The sequence below is a fragment of the Thermococcus gorgonarius genome (genome assembly GCF_002214385.1).
In the GTDB taxonomy this organism is placed as follows: domain Archaea; phylum Methanobacteriota_B; class Thermococci; order Thermococcales; family Thermococcaceae; genus Thermococcus; species Thermococcus gorgonarius.
In genome coordinates this window covers 1,509,375-1,529,147 of the sequence record NZ_CP014855.1, presented here as the reverse complement: position 1 = coordinate 1,529,147, position 19,773 = coordinate 1,509,375, and the positions used below count along the sequence as shown (strand labels likewise).

Below are 19,773 nucleotides of genomic sequence, written 5' to 3'. Positions count from 1 at the left end.
CCACCTCCAACTTCCGGTTTTTAGCTACTCCCAATGATAAGTTCCCCTCGCGACTTAAAACGCTTTTCCAAAGCTCAATTTGGCAAAAAAAGGTAGGAAACTGACCGTTGTAAACCAAAGGTTTATGTGAGTTAGGGTATCCTAAGAAGTTTTGTCCGCGCTTCTCTCCGTGGAAATGCGATCTTCAACCTTTGGTTTACAATTTTCGGGTTTAAAAATGCTTTTTTAGTCCTCAGCCGAGTCTCTATTGAGGGAACGGAAATGTGCACGTGTACGCTTATGTTCATAGGAGGTGGTTGGTTTGAGGTACGTTAAGCTTCCGGCCGAGAACACCTACACCTTCCTCGAAAGGCTCAAGGATTGGGGTAAGCTCTATGCCCCGGTTAAGATCTCAGAGAAGTTCTACGACTTCAGGGAGATAGACGACGTCAGGAATGTCGAGTTCCACTACAACAGGACGATAATGCCGCCGAAGAAGTTCTTCTTCAAGCCGAGGGAGAAGCTCTTTGAGTTCGACATAAAGAAAGCCGAATACAAAGAGGTCCTTGAGGACGTCGAGCCCTTCGTGCTCTTCGGAGTCCACGCCTGCGACATTCACGGGCTGAAGATTCTCGACACTATCTACCTTGACGAACTCCCAGACAAGTATTACAAGGCTCGTAGGGAGAAGGGCATCATCATCGGAATAAGCTGTATGCCCGATGAGTACTGCTTCTGCAACCTCAGGGAGACAGATTTTGCAGACGACGGCTTCGACCTCTTCCTCCACGAGCTTCCGGATGGATGGCTCGTCCGCGTTGGAACACCAACCGGCCACAGGATAGTGGACAAGAACATCAAGCTCTTTGAGGAAGTAACGACGGAGGACATATGCAACTTCCGCGACTTCGAGAACAAAAGGAGTAATGCCTTCAAGTACCACGAGGACTGGAGCAACCTCAGGTATCTCCTTGAGCTCGAGATGGAGCACCCCATGTGGGACGAGCAGGCTGACATCTGCCTCGCGTGCGGGATATGCAACACAACCTGCCCAACCTGCCGTTGCTACGAGGTGCAGGACATAGTAAACCTCGACGGAAACACTGGCTACCGTGAGAGGCGCTGGGACTCCTGTCAGTTCAGGAGCCATGGGCTTGTCGCCGGCGGGCACAACTTCAGGCCGACAAAGAAGGCCCGCTTCAGGAACCGATACCTCTGCAAGAATTCCTACAACGAGAAGCTGGGTATAAGCTACTGCGTCGGCTGTGGCCGCTGTACTGCCTTCTGTCCGGCTGGCATAAGCTTTGTCAGGAACCTGCGCACGATAATGGGGCTTGAGGAGAAGTCCTGTCCGCCTGAAATAACCGAAGAGATTCCGAAGAAGGGATTCGCCTACGCCACTAAGATAAGGGGGGATGAGCTGTGAGCATGGTTCTCCCGAAGGAGATAATGATGCCCAACGATAATCCTTACACCCTTCACAGGGTAAAGGTGCTCAAGGTTTACCCGCTCACCGAAACAGAGAAGCTCTTCCTGTTCCGCTTCGAAGACCCCGAACTCGCCGAAAACTGGACCTTCAGGCCTGGACAGTTCGTCCAGCTTACAATCCCCGGAGTTGGAGAAGTGCCGATAAGCATATGTTCATCAGCGATGAGGAGGGGCTTCTTCGAGCTGTGCATCAGAAGGGCCGGGAGGGTTACCACAGTAATACACAGGCTCAAGCCCGGTGATACAGTCCTCGTCCGCGGTCCCTATGGAAACGGCTTCCCCGTTGATGAGTGGGAGGGCATGGATCTGCTTCTCATAGCCGCTGGCCTCGGAACGGCACCGCTCAGGAGCGTCTTCCTCTATGCAATGGACAACCGCTGGAAGTACGGCAACATAACCTTTATCAACACCGCCCGCTATGGGAAGGACCTCCTCTTCTACAAGGAGCTTGAGGCGATGAAAGACTTAGCTGAAGCTGAGAACGTCAAGATAATCCAGAGCGTTACGCGCGATCCCGACTGGCCCGGCCTACACGGAAGGCCTCAGAATTTCATTCCTGAGGCGAACACCAACCCGAAGAACACGGCAGTGGCCATATGTGGCCCGCCGAGGATGTACAAGTCTGTCTTCGAGGCGCTCATCAACTACGGTTACAGGCCAGAGAACATCTACGTAACCCTTGAGAGGAAGATGAAGTGTGGAATAGGAAAATGCGGCCACTGCAACGTCGGAACGAGCACCAGCTGGAAGTACATCTGCAAGGACGGCCCGGTCTTCACGTACTTCGACATAGTATCGACCCCGGGACTGCTGGACTGAGGTGATGGAGATGGAAGGAAACGGAAAAGTTCGCATCGGGTTTTACGCCCTCACCTCATGCTACGGATGTCAGCTCCAGTTCGCCATGATGGACGAGCTCCTTCAACTCATCCCGAACGTCGAAATCGTCTGCTGGTACATGCTCGAAAGGGACAGCAAGGAAGTCGAGCCCGTTGACATAGCCCTCATCGAGGGGAGCGTTTCGACGGAGGAGGAGATTGAACTGGTTAAGAAAATCCGCGAGAACGCGAAGATAGTCGTTGCTGTCGGTGCCTGCGCCACTCAGGGCGGTGTCCAGAGCTGGGAGAAAGACAAAGACCTTGAAGAGCTATGGAAGACCGTCTACGGTGACGGAAAGGTCAAGTTCCAGCCGAAGATGGCCGAGCCAGTGGAGAACTACATCAAGGTCGATTACAAAATCTACGGCTGTCCGCCGGAGAAAAAGGACTTCATCTACGCCCTCGGAACCCTCCTAATAGGCTCGTGGCCCGAGGACATTGACTATCCCGTCTGCCTTGAGTGCCGCCTGAACGGGAACTCCTGCGTGCTCCTTGAGAAGGGAGAACCCTGCCTCGGCCCGCTCACGAGGGCTGGCTGTAACGCCCGCTGTCCCGCCTACGGAATAGCATGTATAGGTTGCAGGGGAGCGATAGGCTATGACGTTGCCTGGTTCGACTCCCTCGCGAGGGTATTCAAGGAGAAAGGTCTAACCAAGGAGGAAATCCTTGAGCGCATGAAGATATTCAACGCCCACAACCCGAAGCTCGAGGAAATGGTTGAGAAGGTCTTCCAGGAGGTGAAAGAATGAGCATGAAGAACGTCTACCTTCCAATCACCATTGACCACATAGCGAGGGTTGAAGGCAAAGGAGGAGTTGAGATAGTCGTCGGCGACGACGGCGTCAAGGAGGTCAAGCTCAACATCATAGAGGGGCCACGCTTCTTCGAGGCGATATCCCTCGGCAAGAAGGTCGACGAGGCACTTGCAATCTACCCGAGGATATGCTCCTTCTGTTCCGTTGCCCACAAGCTCACCGCGGTTGAAGCGGCGGAAAAGGCCGTCGGCTTCACCCCGCGCGAGGAGATACAGGCTTTGAGGGAGGTTCTCTACATAGGAGACATGATAGAGAGCCACGCCCTGCACCTCTACCTCTTGGTGCTCCCGGACTATCTCGGCTACTCAGGACCGCTCCACATGGTTGAGGAATACAAGAAAGAAATCAGCATAGCGCTCGACCTCAAAAACCTCGGCTCATGGATGATGGACGAGCTAGGAAGCAGAGCAATCCACCAAGAGAACGCAATAATGGGCGGTTTCGGAAAGCTTCCTGACAAAAGCGTCCTCGAGACGATGAAGAAGCGCCTTAAGGAAGCCCTTCCGAAGGCTGAATACACCTTCGAGCTCTTCACCAAGCTGGAGCAGTACGAGGAGGTTGAGGGGCCGATAACCCACATAGCTGTGAAGCCGAGAAATGATGTTTATGGAATCTACGGCGACTACCTCAAGGCGAGCGACGGCAACGAGTTCCCGAGTGAAGAGTATAAGGAGCACATAAAGGAGTTCGTGGTTGAACACAGCTTCGCCAAGCACAGCGTCTATAGAGAAAAGCCCTTCATGGTTGGAGCCATATCGCGCCTCGTCAATAACGCTTCGCTTCTCTACGGGAAGGCTAAGGAGCTCTACGAGGCCCACAAAGACCTGCTTAGAGCAACCAACCCATTCGCCAACAACTTAGCTCAAGCCCTCGAGCTCGTCTACTTCACGGAGAGGGCGATAGACCTCATAGACGAGGCCCTGGCGAAGTGGCCCATCAAGGCCAGGGACGAGGTCGAGATAAGGGACGGCTTCGGCGTTTCCACGACGGAAGCACCGCGCGGAGTGCTGGTGTATGCTCTCAACGTTGAGAACGGAAGGGTTTCCTACGCGGACATCATAACGCCGACAGCGTTCAACCTGGCAATGATGGAGCAACACGTCAGGATGATGGCGGAGAAGCACTACAACGACGACCCGGAGAAGCTCAAACTCCTCACGGAAATGGTAGTTAGGGCCTACGACCCGTGCATCTCCTGTTCGGTGCACGTGGCGAGGCTTTGACCTCTCAACTTTTTTGACGATAATTATAAAGAGAAAGGAAAATCACTCACTCATCTTCTCACACGGGAAGTAAACCTTGCCAACGAAGCCCCTTCCTGCGGGCCCAACTATGTAAACATCCCCAATCGAATACTTATAGCTGACAACAGTGTTCCCATTCTTGACCTTGCATACGGAAGGAACAATATAGGTGCCGTTTACGAACCTGACCGCGGGTGCGTTGGCAATCTGAATGGGCTCGTGTAACTCCATAGCAAGGTTAAACACCTCGCCCCAGAGGGTTATTTTCTCCAAAGACCAGCCAAGGGGCCTCACAACGTAATGAGTTCCGTTCTTCTCGACCTCGTAGTTGACGACCATATCAACAGTTTCGTTGGGAACGCCAGAGACCTCTATGTCCACGAGGACTATTGAACCGTTGTTCAGGAACGCTGTCAGTGAAAGAGGCACGCCGGATTCATTGTGCTCGTAAGCGGGAATCGAGTACGAGGGGACCATGTAAACGTCGTTCGAGAGCCTGAAGGTCGAGACGTTGTAAACAGACCCTCCGACCTTTATGAATATCACGGGATAGGAGTAGTGGACGGTTAAGTGGCGGTAGCCTACGAAGTTGACACTGACGTTAACCATAACGGCCGTTATGTTGACGGGAACGTTAAAGGGAGCCGCCGTTACGTTGACGGAGAACCCTCGTGAAGCTGAAGGCTTACTCCCAATCTGCACGAGACATCCAGCCGAGAAAACGGTCAGAATGAGAACCAGGGCGACAATCTTCCTTACCATTGGAACACACCTCATCCCCAAGTTTATACTACTTTAACAACTGCGGCTCGTATATATAAAGATTTTGGCAAACTTCATAAACGTTCTCTAAAAAGCTAGTGAGGGGAACGCATGAGAACCCTAATCCTCGCCCTGGGAAACGAACTCATGAGGGACGACGGCGTTGGGCTTAAGGCAGGCAGAATCCTGCTCGAGAAGGGTTACAACGTCCTCGAGGTTGGGACCGATATATTCAGGCTCGCAAGCCACTACGGCGGGGAAGATAGGATTATCATCATTGACGCGATTTTGAGCGATAAGCTGAAGCCAGGCGAGATAATCCACCTCCGGGGAGATGAGGTATTCGAGAAGCTGAAGGCCGAGATAAGGAGCGCCCACTTCATGGGTGCGATAGACGGGCTCAAGCTCCTGATGGCGCTCGATGAAAGGCTCGCAAAGGTGGATATCCACTTCATTGGCGTTGTTGCAAAGGAGATAGACCTCGGTATGGAGCTGAGCGATGAGGTTGAGAGAGCGATTCCAAAGGTCGTAGAGCTTGTCGAAAAAATAGCCTTTGCTCCGGGTCAGTGAATGCAAACCTTTATATACCCTCCGACCAACCCACTATTGGGACTCTTCTCGGAGTCTTTCGAGGGAGCCCTGAAAGTTGAAAGAGTTGGTGTTGGATATGTATGGAGATAGATTTGGTGGATATGGACAGGAAGCCCCCGTTAAGGTCGGGGAGAGATACAGGGTTAAGATCGAGAGCCTCGGAAAGGGCGGTGATGGCATCGCCAAGATAAAGGGGTTCGTTATATTCGTCCCGAACACTCAAGTTGGAGACGAAGTTGATATCGTTATCAACTCAGTTAAGAGGAAGTTTGCATTTGCACAAGTTATCTGATGGTTTGGTCTCACTTCTCACGCCCTTTAAGGGCATCTAAACTCTTTTTAAACTTCTTTGAAAACGTTTTTTAAGGCATCTCACGACCCTGTTTTGGTGAGGATTATGAAGGTCACGGTAAGATACTTCGCCAGATACCGCTCCCTGGTTGGGAAGGGTGAGGAAGAGGTAGAACTCCCGGAGGGGGCTACTGTCAGGGATCTCATTGAAAAGCTCAAGGAGCTGCATCCGGTCCTCAAAAATGAGGTCTTCGCCGAGGACGATGATCTCGCCGATGTCAACGTCTCCAGAAACGGCCGTTACGTGAGGTTCGACGAAATATTGAAAGATGGTGATATCGTGGCCCTCTTTCCGCCGGTAAGTGGTGGCTGATCACTTCTTTTTCCTCACCATGGGCCAAATTAGGCTTAGCCCGATCAGAGAAGCCGGACCACAGATTGTTCTTAATCCGCCGGCGTTCGTCTTCGGTTCGTAGGACTCTGCCGCCTGGTTTTCGTGTGTCATGTTGATTCCGCTACCCGGATTGAGAACGCCGGTTCCAGGACTTGCTCCACCAGATGAAGAGCCATTGCTCTGAACCGGTGGTCCCACCCAGCCGGTAGAGGCGTTTTCTGCCCCGGGACTTCCTCCGCACCTTACAAGCTGGGGATCCTTGCTCTCGTCGTAGGGTATCCATGCGTAGGTTCCATTCTTGGTCTCGTACCAGCCTATGTGGGAGTTCCAGCCGGCTTTTCCCCAGTTCGCGACTCTTGATATGTCCTCGATATCTTTCTCGCTCAGTCCCTCTATGATCCCTTCCTCCAGGAGCTCTTCGAGCGCGGCTTTCAGAACCTCTGGTGCGCTCACTTCCTCCGGGCTGTACGCAGGTCCTTCGTTTGAGCCCGATATGAGCGTGAACCTCGTGCAGTTTATGCCCACAGTTCTGAAGAACTCCCTCAACGCCCTATCGAGCTCTTCTGGGTTCGGTCCCGTTGCCTCAACGCGCGCGGTTCCAGCCCGTATAACCTTACTGGGGTCGACTCCGTGCTCCTTCAAGCACTTCTCGAAGGCAGGGTTCGGCTTCCACGAGCAGGTTCCGTTCACACAGCCGCAGCTGGTTAACCTGAAGCACTCGTACCATTGGGCGTAGACGCACGGCGAGACGATCTTCTCGACCTCCTCTTTGGGTGCGCATATCTCTCCCGAACAGCCGCCAGTGGCACAGTCCGAATCTGAACTACACTCCTTCTCAGGGAAGATGATCTTGAGCGTCACGTTGCCCTTTTTAAAGACGTTAACACTCGAACCGTTTTTGGTAACTGACGTTCCAATCCAGCCTAGCTTTGTGAGTTCGCTGAGGTTGTTTTTGGTGAGGACCAGCGCACCCGAGTAGCTCCAGTAGGCTCCGAGCTCTCTCTTCTCTGGGATTTCCACTCGTATATGGATCCCTTCGCTATCATTCCACACTCTCAGGAGGAAAGTTCGGTTTCCCACAGTTAGAACACTTGGAACACTTGCCTGAGGATTGTAAGTTATCCCGGGCTTGTTCAGAATAACCTCAACGGCATACATATCGCTCGGGTTAAAACAGGCATGGACAAGTGGAGAAGCAAGCATCAGGGCCATCAGGATCACTCCAAATAAGCCGCCGTAAAGTTTTCCCATGATCCACACCTTACTTAATATAGGCCATTTGGGTATATAACGTGCTCTACTGCTTCAAAGGAATTTGAAGCGATCAGCTTTTGAGGGCCTTAATGGCTTCAGCGAAGGCTTTTTCTACATCCGGGTTCTCAAAGTTGGGCTTTTCTTCTCCCCTGATAATCCTTTCAAGAACTTCAACCGCGTTGTCCCAGTTTTCTTCTAGTGTTCTCCCCTTGGGTATCGGATTTCTGAGAACGTGCCAGTGTCCATCCCCTTCCCAGAAGACCGCTATCCTGGGAATGTAGTCGAGATCCATGAACGTGTTGTCCAGGGTGAGTTCTATCCTGAAGCCTTTGAACTCAAGGAAACCCTCCTCTCTGAGCTGTTTCTTCCAGTTCATTGGCATCGAAGATTGTTGGCAAGATGGGTTTAAAAGCTCATCCCGAAACCTTTATACAATCGCGAACAATATCACCCGAGGTGATTGGTATGGAGAACCCGTTTGAGATAACGAACGTTATAGCGAGGGAGGTACTGGACAGCAGAGGAAACCCAACCGTTGAAGTCGAGGTCTACACGCCGATAAGTATGGGCAGAGCGGCCGTTCCGAGTGGGGCTTCAACCGGAACCCATGAGGCCCTTGAGCTCCGCGACGGCGGGAAGAGGTACCACGGAAAGGGCGTTAGGCGGGCCGTTGAGAACGTCAACAAGATAATCGCACCCGAAATCATAGGAATGGACGTCACCTGGCAGAGGGACATCGACATGCTAATGCTCGAGCTTGACGGAACCGAGAACAAGAGCAACCTCGGTGCAAACGCTATCCTCGGCGTTTCCTTGGCCGTTGCAAAGGCGGCCGCCAACGCTCTGGGCCTTCCGCTCTACCAGTACATCGGAGGAACCAACGCCTACGTCATGCCCGTTCCTATGAGCAATGTCATCAACGGCGGCGTTCATGCGGGCAACGAGCTCGACTTCCAGGAGTTCATGATCATGCCCGTCGGCGCCGACTCCTTCAGGGAGGCAATAAGGTGGGTTTCCGAGACATACCACGTCCTCAAGAAGGTCATCGCCGAGCGCTACGGTAAGAACGCCATAAACGTCGGCGACGAGGGCGGCTTTGCCCCGCCGATGAAGGAGGTAACCGAGCCGCTGGAAGTTCTCATTGAGGCCATTGAAGAAGCCGGCTACAAGCCCGGCGACGAGATAGCCTTCGCCCTCGACGCTGCTTCAAGCGAGTTCTTCCACCCTGACAAGGGCAAGTACGTCGTCTCTGGAAAGGAGTACGACAGGGGCGAGCTTTTGGAGCTCTACAGGGAGCTGGTCAGCACCTACCCGATAGTCTCAATTGAGGACCCGTTCCACGAGGAGGACTGGGAAGGCTTCGCCATGATAACGAGGGAGCTCGGAAATAAGATACAGATCGTCGGCGACGACCTCTTCGTCACCAACCCGAAGAGGATAAGGAAGGGCATAGAGATGGGCGCCGCCAACGCGCTCCTCCTCAAGGTCAACCAGATAGGAACCCTCAGCGAGGCCATCGATGCCGCCTACACCGCCTTCAGGGCCGGCTACGGCGTCGTTGTCTCCCACAGGAGCGGTGAGACTGAAGACGCTACAATAGCAGACCTTGCAGTTGCCCTCAACGCCGGCCAGATAAAGACCGGTGCCCCAGCGAGGAGCGACAGGAACGCCAAGTACAACCAGCTGATAAGGATAGAAGAGGAGCTTGAGGGAATAGCGGTCTATCCGGGTAGGAAGTTCAGGAACCCGTTTCTCTGAGCTCTTTTTCCCTCTTCAGCTCTTTAAGCTCCCTTTTCTTCTCCTCTAGGATGTTGATGATGCCATCCAACAGTTCTATGTAGCTGTCTATGGCTGTGGCGGCTATCTCCTTCCCGTAGCCCATCTTCCTGAGCTTCTCGCGAAGCCTCTCATGGTACTGAACGGCCAGATACAGGGACTTCAGGGCGAGTTCGTTTGCTTCCCTCAGGTAGAGCCACCCATTCTCGGTGAGCGCGTACTTAACGATTCTCCTCTTCCCCCGGTATTCTTCCCTCGGCTCTACCAGCCCTTCCTCTGCCAGCTTGTTGAGCATGGTGTAGAGATTGCCATGGCTCGGCTTCCAGTTACCGAAGGTCATTTTCTCTATCTCTTTCAGAATCTCGTAGCCGTGGGCTTCCCCCTTTAAGCCGATGATAAGGAGTATCATGTTTTTCATGGGCACTGTGTAGAGGTTTCTCACAAGGTTTGAATCCGCCATTCTCTCACCACCGGGCAAAAGGCTTATAAGTTCAGCCCGACCCATATATGTCTGAATCAAACATATTTGAATCAGATAGATTTACAATCAACATATCCATGACAATGACTTAAAAACCTTTGGGGGTGTCGCGATGGCCTGGAACGAGTGGATAGCCAAGCACGCGAAGCTCGTGCTCCTCGCGTGGATAGTCGTGATAATCCTGATGTCCCCCCTCGCGGCGAAGCTGAGCGAGGTTACCAACTACAGCGAGGAGCAAATGGTGTCCCACAACATAGAGTCCATAAAGGTTCAGGACATAATCTCCGAGGAATTCTCAGAGGCACGGAACGAGAACCTGACGTACCTGCTCATCACGAACATAAGCGTCAACGACGAGAGGGCGAGAGAAGCTTACTATTCTTTCAAGGAGCGTGTTGAAGGCAAATACGCCGACAACGTGACCTCTTACTACGATGCCCTCGATGAGCTATGGAACATGACGTACGACCTCACGCTGAACATAACCAGGATGACAGCGAACGTTACGGGACTTCTCTACACAACCGCGGTCCAGACGAACGAGGGCTTTGGCCAGCTTCTCGCCGCGGTTTACCAGCTCGACAACACCACCGAGATGGTCAAAAACGGCCTCATCGGTGCCGCGCAGGGTTATTTAGCTCTGAAGCAGAACGTTACTGACCTTTACAACCAGACGGTTCTCCTCAGGGACGCGCTCAATCAGACCGACTTGGCCTACTTTGTCCTTCACAGAAACCTCACTTCAACAGCGGAAATGCTCAAGTCCCTCAACTCCACGCTGGCGGAGCTAAACCAGGGACTTTACACGCTGAACGCGACCTACGGGAATACCTACATGGGAGTGATAGCCGTTCACAAGGCCATACTCGCGAGCGGAGCCTATGATAGAGGAAACCTGACCCAGGCCGAGGCGCAGGCCATAGCCAGCCAGACCGGAACAACGCCGGAGTTCGTCTACGCGGTCTTCAACTCGGTTTATCCGGTCTATGCCAGAGCGGGGACTCAAGCTATAACCGACGCGTTCCTCGCCAACGTTACGGAGGGCATCGTCAAAGCCGGCTCGCCGGCGGAACAGGTTCCCCTCGTCGAGGCCTACGGAAAAGCTTTCTACTTTGGAGTTAAGGCCTTCGACGAAAAAGCCGGAAGCGAGTATGCCCTCCAGGGCATGGGCCCGGAGGAGCTTACCCAAGCTGTCTCTGAGATAGCCACGTCGGCCCTTCAGAGCCTTCCTGAGATAATAGCCCAGAGCAGCCAGACGGTTGAGGTTGAGGGCTTTGGAACCATCGATGCAAAGACCTTCTCCGGAATAGTCGAGACGGCGATTTCACTCGGACCAAACCCAAGTGCTGAGGCCGTTGAGAACGCTGCCGTTGAGGTTGCGTTCTCGCTCATTGGTAATGCCCCAAACAACCCGCTCTCGGGACTTCCAAACGCTAAAGAAGTTCTGAAAGAGCTTTTAAAGACCGGGCCGACGAAGGAGCTTGAGAGAAGCATTCTCCTCTCTGGCATGGCGGAGAACCTTCCAGCTGAGGCTTCCAAGTTCGCCCCGCTCATTGTCGATGCGGTTCTGACTTACGACGAGAACGCCACCGGAGTTCTCTCAAAAGACCCGGCTGCTCTTGAGGAAGCCACAATCTCAGTCCTCAAGGCCATAACGGCCCAGATGGGCCTGAGCGTTGAAGAGAACCTGTTGAAGGAGCTATACGAGAGCAACGGAAGCCCGGAGGTTCTCGATAAGGTCGCCCTTGAAATGCTCAAGGCCGGAACAGGTGAGCAGCTGTCCAAGGCGGGCGTTCCAAACGCTGAAGCCATAGCCGATATAATCGTTAAAACCGCCACCGAAGACCCCCAGGGAATAATAAGCGGTGAGAGGCTTGAAGAGGCTACCATAGAGGTCGTTTCCGCGCTTAGCTCCGGCATGGGCGGAAATGTGGAGTTCAACGTTTCGGAGATTGTGAAGGAACTCTACGAAGGCGCAGACCCGAGGGAGCTGGCCGAGAACCTCTTCCTCGAAGGGGCCAGGGAGCAGATGGAGAACGCCAACGTCAGCGTTCCCGAGGAGTTCAGAGGAGTTTTCCTCAACCTGACCGAGACGATAGTTAAGAACTACCCCATGAGCGAGGAGGAGATAGCAAAGCTCGTCAAGGAGACGGTGAGGTCGTTCGTAGATTCCTACGCAAAGAACAACCCGTACGGCATCGAGATAGCCTTTGACTCCTCGAAGCTCGTTGATATAGCCTTCGAGTTCAAGGACAGGCCGAATGCAATGACAAGGGACGACGTCAAGCCGTTAGCCGAGGAACTCTTCCCGACGGTGCTGGAGAAGGCTGGAACATACCTGAGCATGCTCAAGAGCGACGACAACACTACGATGCTCATAACCTTCGTCCCGCGCGGAAGGCCCGGGCCGAGTGAGGACATCTACAGGTACAGGGCAGAAAACGCCACCCTTGTCAAGAAGATAGCCCTTGAGGAGTTAGGGAAGTACTTCCCGGAGGCTGAGGGCGCCCTCGGCGGAACGCCAGTTGAGGCGCATGAGATGACAGAGTACGGCCGAAAGGACAACAGCGTCACCACCAGGGCGAGCATGATAATGGCGCTCGTGGTTCTCTTCATACTCATGGGAATGGCCCTCCTCGCGACTTTCCTGCCGTTTACGGGAGTTGCGACCTCAGCCCTGACCGCTCTGGGAATAGCCTACCTCCTGGCGAGGGGAGGAATAATCGACATCGGAAGCTGGGCGCAGATGCTGACTATCACGACGGCCCTCGGTCTCGGTATAGACTACTCGACATACTACGTCCACCGCTTCAGGGAGTACATTGCAGAGGGCTACGATCACGAGAAGGCCGTCGCTGAGGCTCTGAGGAGGGCCAAGGATGCAGTTTTGGCCAGCGCCTTCACAGACATCATAGCCTTCGCTTCATTCGTCCTCGCCTGGGAGTTCCCGATATTCCAGCAGATGGGCATAATAGCACCGCTCGCGGTCGTTTCGGTCCTCATCGCGAGCTTAACGTTCATCCCGGCAATAACCGCCCTCATCGGCGACAAGAGCTGGTTCTGGTGGCCGAGGCACATCAGGCACGCCAGCGCTTTGGACGTCCACGAGAGGAGCAGGATTGCCGAGTGGGTGGTCAAGCACGCCAAGGTGGTCCTCATAATAGCGCTCCTCATAGCGGCTCCAGCAACTTACACCTTCGTGACCTTCAAGGGAACCCACGATATGAGCCTCTTCCTGCCTGAGGACAGCGATACCCTCAAGTTCATGACGCTCAGCGAGGAGAAGCTCGGCGCGTCGCTCATGTCGCCCAACTACGTGATAATCGAGTTCAGCGGCAACGTTAGCGACGACGACCTCAAGCTCATAGACGAAATAACCGCCCACATAGCCACGATGGGTGGTGTTAAAGCCGTCTATTCACCGACCAGGCCCTATGGAGAGCCAGTCAGCAATTTAACCCTCTCGGCGGTGAAGGCCCTCGGCGGCGACAGATTCATTTCCTCAAAGGGTGACAAGGTACTGCTTCAGGTCGAGAGCAGGTACAGACCGACCGACGAGGAGGCCAAGAACCTCGTGAAAGCATTAAGGACTTACGTTAGGGAAGTTGCCGAGAAGAACCCGAGGATCAAGGCCGGCCTTGTTGGAGGAGGCGCGGCGCTCTCAATGGACCTAACCGACAGGATAAACGACATCTTCTGGCACAGGATAATCCCAGTGGCCTTAGTGCTCATGTTCCTCTCGCTCATACCGACCCTCAAGGGACTGCCGGCAGTGGCCTCCACGATGATCACAATATTCCTCGGTGTCATGACGAGCATCTGGGTCTCGACGTGGCTCTTCGAGAAGGTCTTTGGGCAGGAGGTCATGTGGTTCCTGCCGCTGATGGTCTTCGTCGTGCTCATGGGAGTCGGCATAGACTACAACAGCTTCTACCTCGTGAAGGCAAGGGACGAGTTCGAGCGCAGGAAACCAGACGAGGCGCTGATAGTTGCCGCCGGAACGATGGACATCCTCGTCATAGGCTTGGCAGTGGTTCTCGCGAGCACCTACGGTGCGCTGATGCTCAGCAGCACGTGGGGAACGAGGGAGATGGGCTTCGCATTGGCGGCCGGAATACTCCTGACGGCGACGATGGCGGTCTACCTCATTGGCCCGGCCTTCATGAGCCTCTTTAGCGAGAAGGCCTGGTGGCCGCTGTTCAAGAACCGCGGGGAAGCAGAAAAGAAGTGACTTCCCTCTTCCCATTTTTGTTCCAAAACCATTATATTTTTCCCAACTTTTCTCCAGATGCCAAAAGAGGAACTCGACCGGTGTTCCAGATGACGGAACGAAAAAAGCTCAAAATCTACATCCCCGGCATCAAATTTCCATCTATCTCCGTCACCGGCAGCGCCTGCGCTTTAAACTGCGCCCACTGTGGGAAACACTACCTTGAGGGCATGAGAAAGCCGGAGCGGGGAGAGCTTTTGGATTACTGCCTCGACCTTTCCAGAAAGGGTTACGCCGGCTGTTTGCTGAGCGGCGGGATGGACGGAAGGCTGAAGGTCCCGCTGGATTTCTACGCCGATGAAATCCGGGAGATAAAGAGGAGAACCAACCTCAAGCTCAACGCCCACGTCGGCTTTATAGACGAGAACGATTTGAAGTGGCTCCGCTGGGTTGATGTTGTTTCCCTCGACTTCGTCGGCGACGACAATGTGATAAAGCGGGTCTACAAAATAGACAAGACCGTGAAAGACTACCTCAGAATCCTCGACCTGCTCACGGAGAACGGAATAAGGGTTGCACCCCACATAACCATCGGCCTGGACTTTGGAAAAATCCACTGGGAATACAAAGCCATAGACCTGTTGCTGAGCTATCCGATAGACGTCCTCGTCCTTGACGTGCTCATTCCGACGAAGGGAACCGAGATGGAGAACGTCCCAAAACCGAGCGTGGAGGAGAGCCTGAAGGTCGTGAAATACGCCAGAGAGTGCTTTAAGGGTGAGCTAAGCATAGGTTGCATGCGGCCACTCGGAAGGTGGAGGCTCGATTTTGACAGGGGGGCGGTTTTGGTTGGGGTAGACAGGCTGACGAACCCGCCGAGAAAGATAATCGAGTGGGCAAAAAGCATCAGAGACGTCGAGATAATCTATGAGTGCTGCGTTATGTGACAGCGTTTTCTGTTTTTCGTTCTTTGATCTCCAAAAGCTCATTGAACCTCTTTCTGCTTCCGAGGATCTGGAGCAATTCGGTGTAGACCATTTTCACCCTTCTCACTGAGGAGAGGCTTACCCATTCATCAGCTGAATGCCAGTTTGCCCCTCTCGGCCCGAACACTATTGTGGGCACCCTGAGGTAAGCTCCGAAGTAATTGAAGTCCCCAACACTTTGTCCGTAGGTTATTTGAGGTTCCTCCCCAAAGAGGACGTAGTAGGTAGCCTTCATTAGCGATACGAACCTGCTGTTTTCTCTTACCGTGTATGGCAACATTTCGGGGGTTGGCCGTGGAAACTTTGAGATTTCGATCTCTGCCTTTATGCCGAGTTTTTTCACAAGCCTCTCTATCTCGTTCTCTACCCTCTCCCAGTCTTCACCAATGACGATGTGTCTGTCTACGATAGCTTCTGCGTAATCAGGCACGCTGAGACCGTCTGATTTCCCCGTGAACTGAAGGGTACAGTAAGAACCTGTTCCCAGGTATCTGTGTTTTTTGGTCTTTATCTTTGGAAGGTTTGAAACGAGCATGCCAAGTTGTTCTATGGCGTTTATTCCCTTTTCAGGGCGTGCTGCGTGGGCTTTTTTCCCTCTAGCTTTTAAGTTTATCACAAAGCGTCCCCTTGCCCCGAGCATGACTTTCTCGTTTGTCGGTTCTGCTATAAACACTACATCGGCGTTCTTAGCCAGTCCGCTCTCTATCAGTTTCCAGGTTCCCCTGGAATAGCCTTCTTCATCAACCACTGCCGTGAAAATCACAGTGGGTCTTTTTTTTCTGGGAAGTTTTGATATCTCAATGTAAGCGGAGATTAAGGCTGCCAGTCCACCTTTCATATCGGCGCTTCCGAGACCGTAGAACTTATCTCCTTCAATCTCGCCCCAGGGGTTTTTTGTCCATCCATGGGAAATCCCAACGGTGTCCATGTGGCCGTTGAGAATGACTGTGAGCCTTTTCCCAGGGATGCGGGATACCACATTGCTGCCAAAACTTTCCACCTCTTGGTACTCAACACTTAGTCCGTGCTCTTCAAGAAAAGATACCACGAAGTTTGAAATGTCACTGGTGCTCTCGAAATGAGAAGGTATTGAAACCAATTTTTTCAGTAGCTCTTCCTCCACGCTCTTCACCAAATACATATCTAGAACTTAATGTTTAAATATTTTTCTAGATTTAGATGGTTTTGTTTTAGGAATTATCCAGGTATGTTATGAAAATCTTGGAAAAGTTCTATTATTGGTTTGCAAAGTTTGTAAATAAACTATTGGGAATTAAATAATCCCAAAGATTTGATCAAAAGTTGGAAAATATCCAGTCGAGTTGCTGTATATAGCCCTATAACCAGGGACCCCTTGCTTTCTGTTACATCTATCCAGATTGCCTTTGAGCTGGGGAGAATGTCCTTCAGTTTCTCATGATTTCTCAACTTTTCGTAGAGATCCTGTACAAAGCAGTCTTCCCCTTCGGGAAAGTAGAATTCTGCATATCCTGGAAAAGTGGCCTTGAACACGTAGAGACGCGAATAACGTGGAGGAACCGCCTCGTTTTCCCCGTACTTTTGCAGGCCGGGATCCTCAATCAATCCATAATCTCTTTTGAACCTAGAAAGAAGCTTGGTCTTTACCCTCTCAAGGTCTAAGTCTCTGATACTATAGTCTTCTTTCAGAAAGTCGCCGGCTTCCAGTTCTCCAGCTTTTTCGACCTTTATCTTTTTGCTGTTTTCTACCGTGATTCTGTAGAGTGTTGCGGTTTTAATGTGTTGTGGACTTTCGTTTAGGTACTCCAATCTGTAAACACTCCAGTACCAGTAGTATGAGCCCAGATCCATAACCGGGGGGTGCTGGTCAACGACCAAAAACTTTCCGCCGTATTTAATGACAGCCGTTAGGTGCCCCACATCGGACTCGTTGAACGTTATGGCCATGGCATAGAGCTCGGTGTAGTTCATTTGAATCAGAATAGCCAGGGTTAACAGAGTGTAGTCCCCGCAGATACCTCTCCCGCTCGTGATGATTTGTGGAATCGGTCTCATTAGGGGTTCACGCCTGGAAAAGTCATAAGATATGTGTTCATCTTCCCATCTAAGGATATTCCACGCTGATTCGAGTATATTGGAACCTTTGAGTTCATCTGTTAGATATTCAACGGTTTGGATCTCGCTCCTGTTGTTGAGGTGTTTTTCCAGTGCCTCTTCTATTGGGTCTCCAGTGAGTTCGCCCAGTATTTTCCCTCTTATTGCATCATCTGCTTCTTTGGAGAGATTGAAAATCTGAGGCGGAAGGTATCTCCTTGAAAGCTGTCCATCGTTGTAAGCTATATCCAGACCAACGAAAACAACCAGTCCAATCAAAATCAGGGAAATGGCCTTTAACACGCGTGACCCCATTATGTCCCACCAAGAAGAATTCTGGTGGTCCCGCGGCCCGGATTTGAACCGGGGACCTGCGGATCTACAGTCCGCCGCCACTCCCAGGCTAGGCTACCGCGGGACCCTACAGTTCAGCCCGTCCTTTAGTGTCTGGGAGAGGTTTATAAATTTTTCTGATGAGTGGGGATGGTGGGGATCATGATGGAGCCAGTTGCACTGGCGATTTCGCTCGCAGAAAAGATAATGAAGATAATGCTATCCACCCTGAGGTTGCCTTCCGGTGATGAAGTTGGGGATATCTTGAAAAACCTCGGACTGGAGGAGCTGTGTCTCAGGGGTGGAATAGGTGTTTATCGGTCCAGAGATTTAATTGCCCTGCTGATTCCCAGGGAGAGTCTCGTGATTGACGTTATCTCTTCAAGCGGCGACCTCAGTGACGCTCTGGAGATCGTTGTCTACCGCGATAGGAAACTGAACGCCCTCATTCTGGAGATTCTTCCGGCAAACGACATAGAGTATGAAGGGAACATCGGTCTGGAGCCCGTTATAATCGATGCTGAAACGGGAGAACTCCTCAGCAATCCCGTTTTGGGTGAAGTGAATGAAGAAGAGGGTGGAGTGGTTTTAGTAATCGATGGTGAGACGTACGAGAGGTGGAGCAAAAGTGGTAAGCTCGACACGTGTCCAGTGTGCGGTGGAGAGCTGAGATGGAAGAACGATCGGGCCGTTTGTCTCGACTGCGGGTACGAAATAAAGGTGGTGAGAAAATGAGATGTCTAAAGCTCCAGCTTATAAAGTATTCAAGAAAAGCGCATGAGAGGGGTCTGACAGCAGCGTTTGGCGGCAATCTCAGCGTCAGGACTGGAAGCTTGGTCCTGATAAAATCCACTGGATCGGTCATGGATGATATGACTGCCGGCCAGATAGCCTCCATTACCCTGGACGGAAAAGTCCTGAGCCCCGTTAGGCCATCGAGTGAGTACAGGCTTCATCTGGAGGTATACAAGAAACGACCCGAAGTACGTGCCGTGGTTCATCTTCATCCACCTTACGCGATAGCCGCGTCTTCCATTCTAAAGAAAGAACTCCCCATAATAACTCCTGAAGCTGAAATTTATCTTCGCAGAATTCCGGTGATCCCGTTTAAGCCTGCAGGAAGCGTTGAACTGGCTAAATCCGTTGCCGAAGGGCTTAGCGAGGTGGACGCTGTTTTAATGGAGCGGCATGGTGTAGTTACCGTTGGGAGAACACTTAGAGAAGCTTTTTACAAGGCAGAACTGGTGGAGGAAAGCTCCAAACTGTGGTACCTGACTCGAAATAGTTTGTAATCTAAAAAGAAAAAGCTCACTTAACCTGCTCAAGTGCCCCGAGAACTTCCCAGATAATTGTCCTAGTGTGCATTGGCATGTTCGGGTCCTCGCTTATCTCTTCAAGAATGGCTATGGCATCGGCGGCTCTAACCGAGGGATCCTTGTTCTCATCCAGAAGAACCTCTATTGCCTGCTCGGCGGCCCTTCTAATGTTTCTGGGAACAACGGTATCCTGAACAACTTGCTCCTTGAGAACCTGAACTATCTGCTGGATCAGCTCGCTACTCATGATCTCACCTCCTTTCTTAAAAAATTGTTACTAAAACTTTCCCAGCTTATCTTAATCGTTCTTAGCTAAAAAGCTTTTCGGTTGATCGTCGAAATCTCCGAATTAAAACTCCACCCCTTTCCTTGCCATAATCCCCCTCTGGTACGGATGCTTTATTTCTCTCATCTCAGTTACGTAGTCCGCAAGCTCAAAGAGCTCCTCCGGGCAGTAACGACCGGTGAGAACGATTTCAGTGTTCTTTGCCTTATTCTCTATGAGTTTTTTAACCTCTTCCAATTCCAGCATTCCAAAACCGAGGGCAACGCATATCTCGTCCAGGATTACCAGATCCCATTCCCCGCTGGAAACTATTTCTTTGGCGCGCTCCAGTGCCTTTTTTGCGGCCTCTATATCTTCCTTCTCCGGCTTCCCGTGGACGAATTTTGGAAGACCGAAGGATTCGATAACTGCCCCGCACTCGGCTATCTTTTTCTGTTCACCATAAACATTAGGGGCCTTCATAAACTGTATTATGAAGACCCTTCCCCCCGAACCAAGCATTCTGACGGCGAGACCAAGGGCAGCCGTTGTCTTTCCCTTGCCGTTTCCGGTGTATATGTGAACCAATCCGAGTTTGTCCTTCCAGCCCATATGCTGTACCCCTTAAATGCAATCC

20 protein-coding genes and 1 tRNA gene are annotated in these 19,773 nt (G+C 52.1%); 12 read left to right on the top strand and 9 right to left on the bottom strand.

The genetic code is table 11. From position 1 onward, the window contains the following. Nucleotides 1-301 precede the first annotated feature (301 nt). Genes hydB through hydA form a run of 4 tightly spaced genes read left to right on the top strand, consistent with a single transcriptional unit; the run spans nucleotide 302 to nucleotide 4,383 of the window. Nucleotides 302-1,405 carry an NADPH-dependent hydrogenase/sulfhydrogenase 1 subunit beta gene (gene hydB, locus A3K92_RS08525; RefSeq protein WP_088885847.1) on the top strand — a complete coding sequence of 368 codons (1,104 nt, stop codon included), beginning with the start codon at nucleotides 302-304 and terminating at the stop codon, nucleotides 1,403-1,405. Between the two features lie 2 nt (nucleotides 1,406-1,407). Then, on the top strand, nucleotides 1,408-2,286 hold the full coding sequence (gene hydG, locus A3K92_RS08520; RefSeq protein ID WP_088886074.1) for an NADPH-dependent hydrogenase/sulfhydrogenase 1 subunit gamma: 879 nt from the start codon (nucleotides 1,408-1,410) through the stop codon (nucleotides 2,284-2,286). Between the two features lie 4 nt (nucleotides 2,287-2,290). Continuing rightward, the gene (gene hydD, locus A3K92_RS08515) at nucleotides 2,291-3,094 is read left to right on the top strand and encodes an NADPH-dependent hydrogenase/sulfhydrogenase 1 subunit delta (RefSeq protein WP_394335174.1); all 804 of its coding nucleotides are present in this window, start codon (nucleotides 2,291-2,293) and stop codon (nucleotides 3,092-3,094) included. Between the two features lie 2 nt (nucleotides 3,095-3,096). Beyond that, nucleotides 3,097-4,383, top strand: coding sequence for an NADPH-dependent hydrogenase/sulfhydrogenase 1 subunit alpha (hydA, locus tag A3K92_RS08510; protein ID WP_088886073.1), 1,287 nt, complete (start codon nucleotides 3,097-3,099; stop codon nucleotides 4,381-4,383). A 42-nt stretch (nucleotides 4,384-4,425) separates the two neighbouring features. Here the strand turns inward: hydA and A3K92_RS08505 are convergent, their stop codons facing one another. Further along, nucleotides 4,426-5,166, bottom strand: coding sequence for a hypothetical protein (locus A3K92_RS08505; protein ID WP_088885845.1), 741 nt, complete (start codon nucleotides 5,164-5,166; stop codon nucleotides 4,426-4,428). Between the two features lie 111 nt (nucleotides 5,167-5,277). On the opposite strand from A3K92_RS08505, the gene A3K92_RS08500 reads away from it, so the two are divergent. The 3 genes from A3K92_RS08500 to A3K92_RS08490 all read left to right on the top strand — a co-directional run bounded on the left by A3K92_RS08500 (nucleotide 5,278) and on the right by A3K92_RS08490 (nucleotide 6,421). Then, entirely contained in the window at nucleotides 5,278-5,736 is a 459-nt protein-coding gene (locus A3K92_RS08500; RefSeq protein ID WP_088885844.1) for a hydrogenase maturation protease, read from the top strand. A 97-nt stretch (nucleotides 5,737-5,833) separates the two neighbouring features. Then, entirely contained in the window at nucleotides 5,834-6,049 is a 216-nt protein-coding gene (locus A3K92_RS08495) for a TRAM domain-containing protein (protein ID WP_088885843.1), read from the top strand. 105 nt (nucleotides 6,050-6,154) lie between these two features. Further along, entirely contained in the window at nucleotides 6,155-6,421 is a 267-nt protein-coding gene (locus A3K92_RS08490) for a ubiquitin-like small modifier protein 1 (RefSeq protein WP_088885842.1), read from the top strand. Here A3K92_RS08490 and A3K92_RS08485 read toward each other — a convergent pair whose 3' ends face one another. Both A3K92_RS08485 and A3K92_RS08480 read right to left on the bottom strand, forming a co-directional pair. Beyond that, entirely contained in the window at nucleotides 6,422-7,693 is a 1,272-nt protein-coding gene (locus A3K92_RS08485) for a CGP-CTERM-anchored Cys-rich protein (RefSeq protein ID WP_088885841.1), read from the bottom strand. It lies immediately after the preceding gene. 73 nt (nucleotides 7,694-7,766) lie between these two features. Beyond that, nucleotides 7,767-8,078, bottom strand: coding sequence for a hypothetical protein (locus A3K92_RS08480; protein WP_335755191.1), 312 nt, complete (start codon nucleotides 8,076-8,078; stop codon nucleotides 7,767-7,769). An 83-nt stretch (nucleotides 8,079-8,161) separates the two neighbouring features. On the opposite strand from A3K92_RS08480, the gene eno reads away from it, so the two are divergent. Next, entirely contained in the window at nucleotides 8,162-9,454 is a 1,293-nt protein-coding gene (eno, locus tag A3K92_RS08475) for a phosphopyruvate hydratase (RefSeq protein ID WP_088885840.1), read from the top strand. Here the strand turns inward: eno and A3K92_RS08470 are convergent. After that, nucleotides 9,435-9,932 (bottom strand): PadR family transcriptional regulator, encoded by a 498-nt coding sequence (locus A3K92_RS08470; protein WP_088885839.1) that lies wholly within the window; start codon nucleotides 9,930-9,932, stop codon nucleotides 9,435-9,437. The genes eno and A3K92_RS08470 overlap by 20 nt on opposite strands. Before the next feature lie 133 nt (nucleotides 9,933-10,065). Here A3K92_RS08470 and A3K92_RS08465 point away from each other — a divergent pair, with 133 nt between their 5' ends. Continuing rightward, on the top strand, nucleotides 10,066-14,184 hold the full coding sequence (locus A3K92_RS08465; RefSeq protein ID WP_088885838.1) for an MMPL family transporter: 4,119 nt from the start codon (nucleotides 10,066-10,068) through the stop codon (nucleotides 14,182-14,184). An 89-nt stretch (nucleotides 14,185-14,273) separates the two neighbouring features. After that, complete coding sequence (locus tag A3K92_RS08460) at nucleotides 14,274-15,110, top strand: radical SAM protein (RefSeq protein WP_088885837.1); 837 nt, start codon at nucleotides 14,274-14,276, stop codon at nucleotides 15,108-15,110. On the opposite strand, the gene A3K92_RS08455 is transcribed toward A3K92_RS08460, so the two are convergent. The 3 genes from A3K92_RS08455 to A3K92_RS08445 form a co-directional block, all read right to left on the bottom strand. Then, the gene (locus tag A3K92_RS08455) at nucleotides 15,103-16,281 is read right to left on the bottom strand and encodes a M20 family metallopeptidase (protein ID WP_335755190.1); all 1,179 of its coding nucleotides are present in this window, start codon (nucleotides 16,279-16,281) and stop codon (nucleotides 15,103-15,105) included. The genes A3K92_RS08460 and A3K92_RS08455 overlap by 8 nt on opposite strands. A 131-nt stretch (nucleotides 16,282-16,412) precedes the next feature. Next, nucleotides 16,413-17,537 (bottom strand): transglutaminase-like domain-containing protein, encoded by a 1,125-nt coding sequence (locus tag A3K92_RS08450; protein ID WP_088885835.1) that lies wholly within the window; start codon nucleotides 17,535-17,537, stop codon nucleotides 16,413-16,415. Between the two features lie 25 nt (nucleotides 17,538-17,562). Continuing rightward, nucleotides 17,563-17,640 (bottom strand) — tRNA-Tyr (locus tag A3K92_RS08445). A 77-nt stretch (nucleotides 17,641-17,717) separates the two neighbouring features. On the opposite strand from A3K92_RS08445, the gene A3K92_RS08440 reads away from it, so the two are divergent. Further along, entirely contained in the window at nucleotides 17,718-18,290 is a 573-nt protein-coding gene (locus A3K92_RS08440; protein WP_088885834.1) for a zinc ribbon domain-containing protein, read from the top strand. After that, on the top strand, nucleotides 18,287-18,847 hold the full coding sequence (locus A3K92_RS08435; protein WP_088885833.1) for an aldolase: 561 nt from the start codon (nucleotides 18,287-18,289) through the stop codon (nucleotides 18,845-18,847). The genes A3K92_RS08440 and A3K92_RS08435 overlap by 4 nt, the downstream gene beginning before the upstream one ends. Nucleotides 18,848-18,863: 16 nt before the next feature. Here the strand turns inward: A3K92_RS08435 and A3K92_RS08430 are convergent, their stop codons facing one another. Together A3K92_RS08430 and cobO are read right to left on the bottom strand one after the other, a co-directional pair. Further along, a complete protein-coding gene (locus A3K92_RS08430) occupies nucleotides 18,864-19,118 on the bottom strand; it encodes a UPF0147 family protein (protein ID WP_088885832.1) in 255 nt (84 codons plus the stop codon). 102 nt (nucleotides 19,119-19,220) lie between these two features. Further along, nucleotides 19,221-19,748 (bottom strand): cob(I)yrinic acid a,c-diamide adenosyltransferase, encoded by a 528-nt coding sequence (cobO, locus tag A3K92_RS08425; RefSeq protein WP_088885831.1) that lies wholly within the window; start codon nucleotides 19,746-19,748, stop codon nucleotides 19,221-19,223. Nucleotides 19,749-19,773 lie beyond the last annotated feature (25 nt).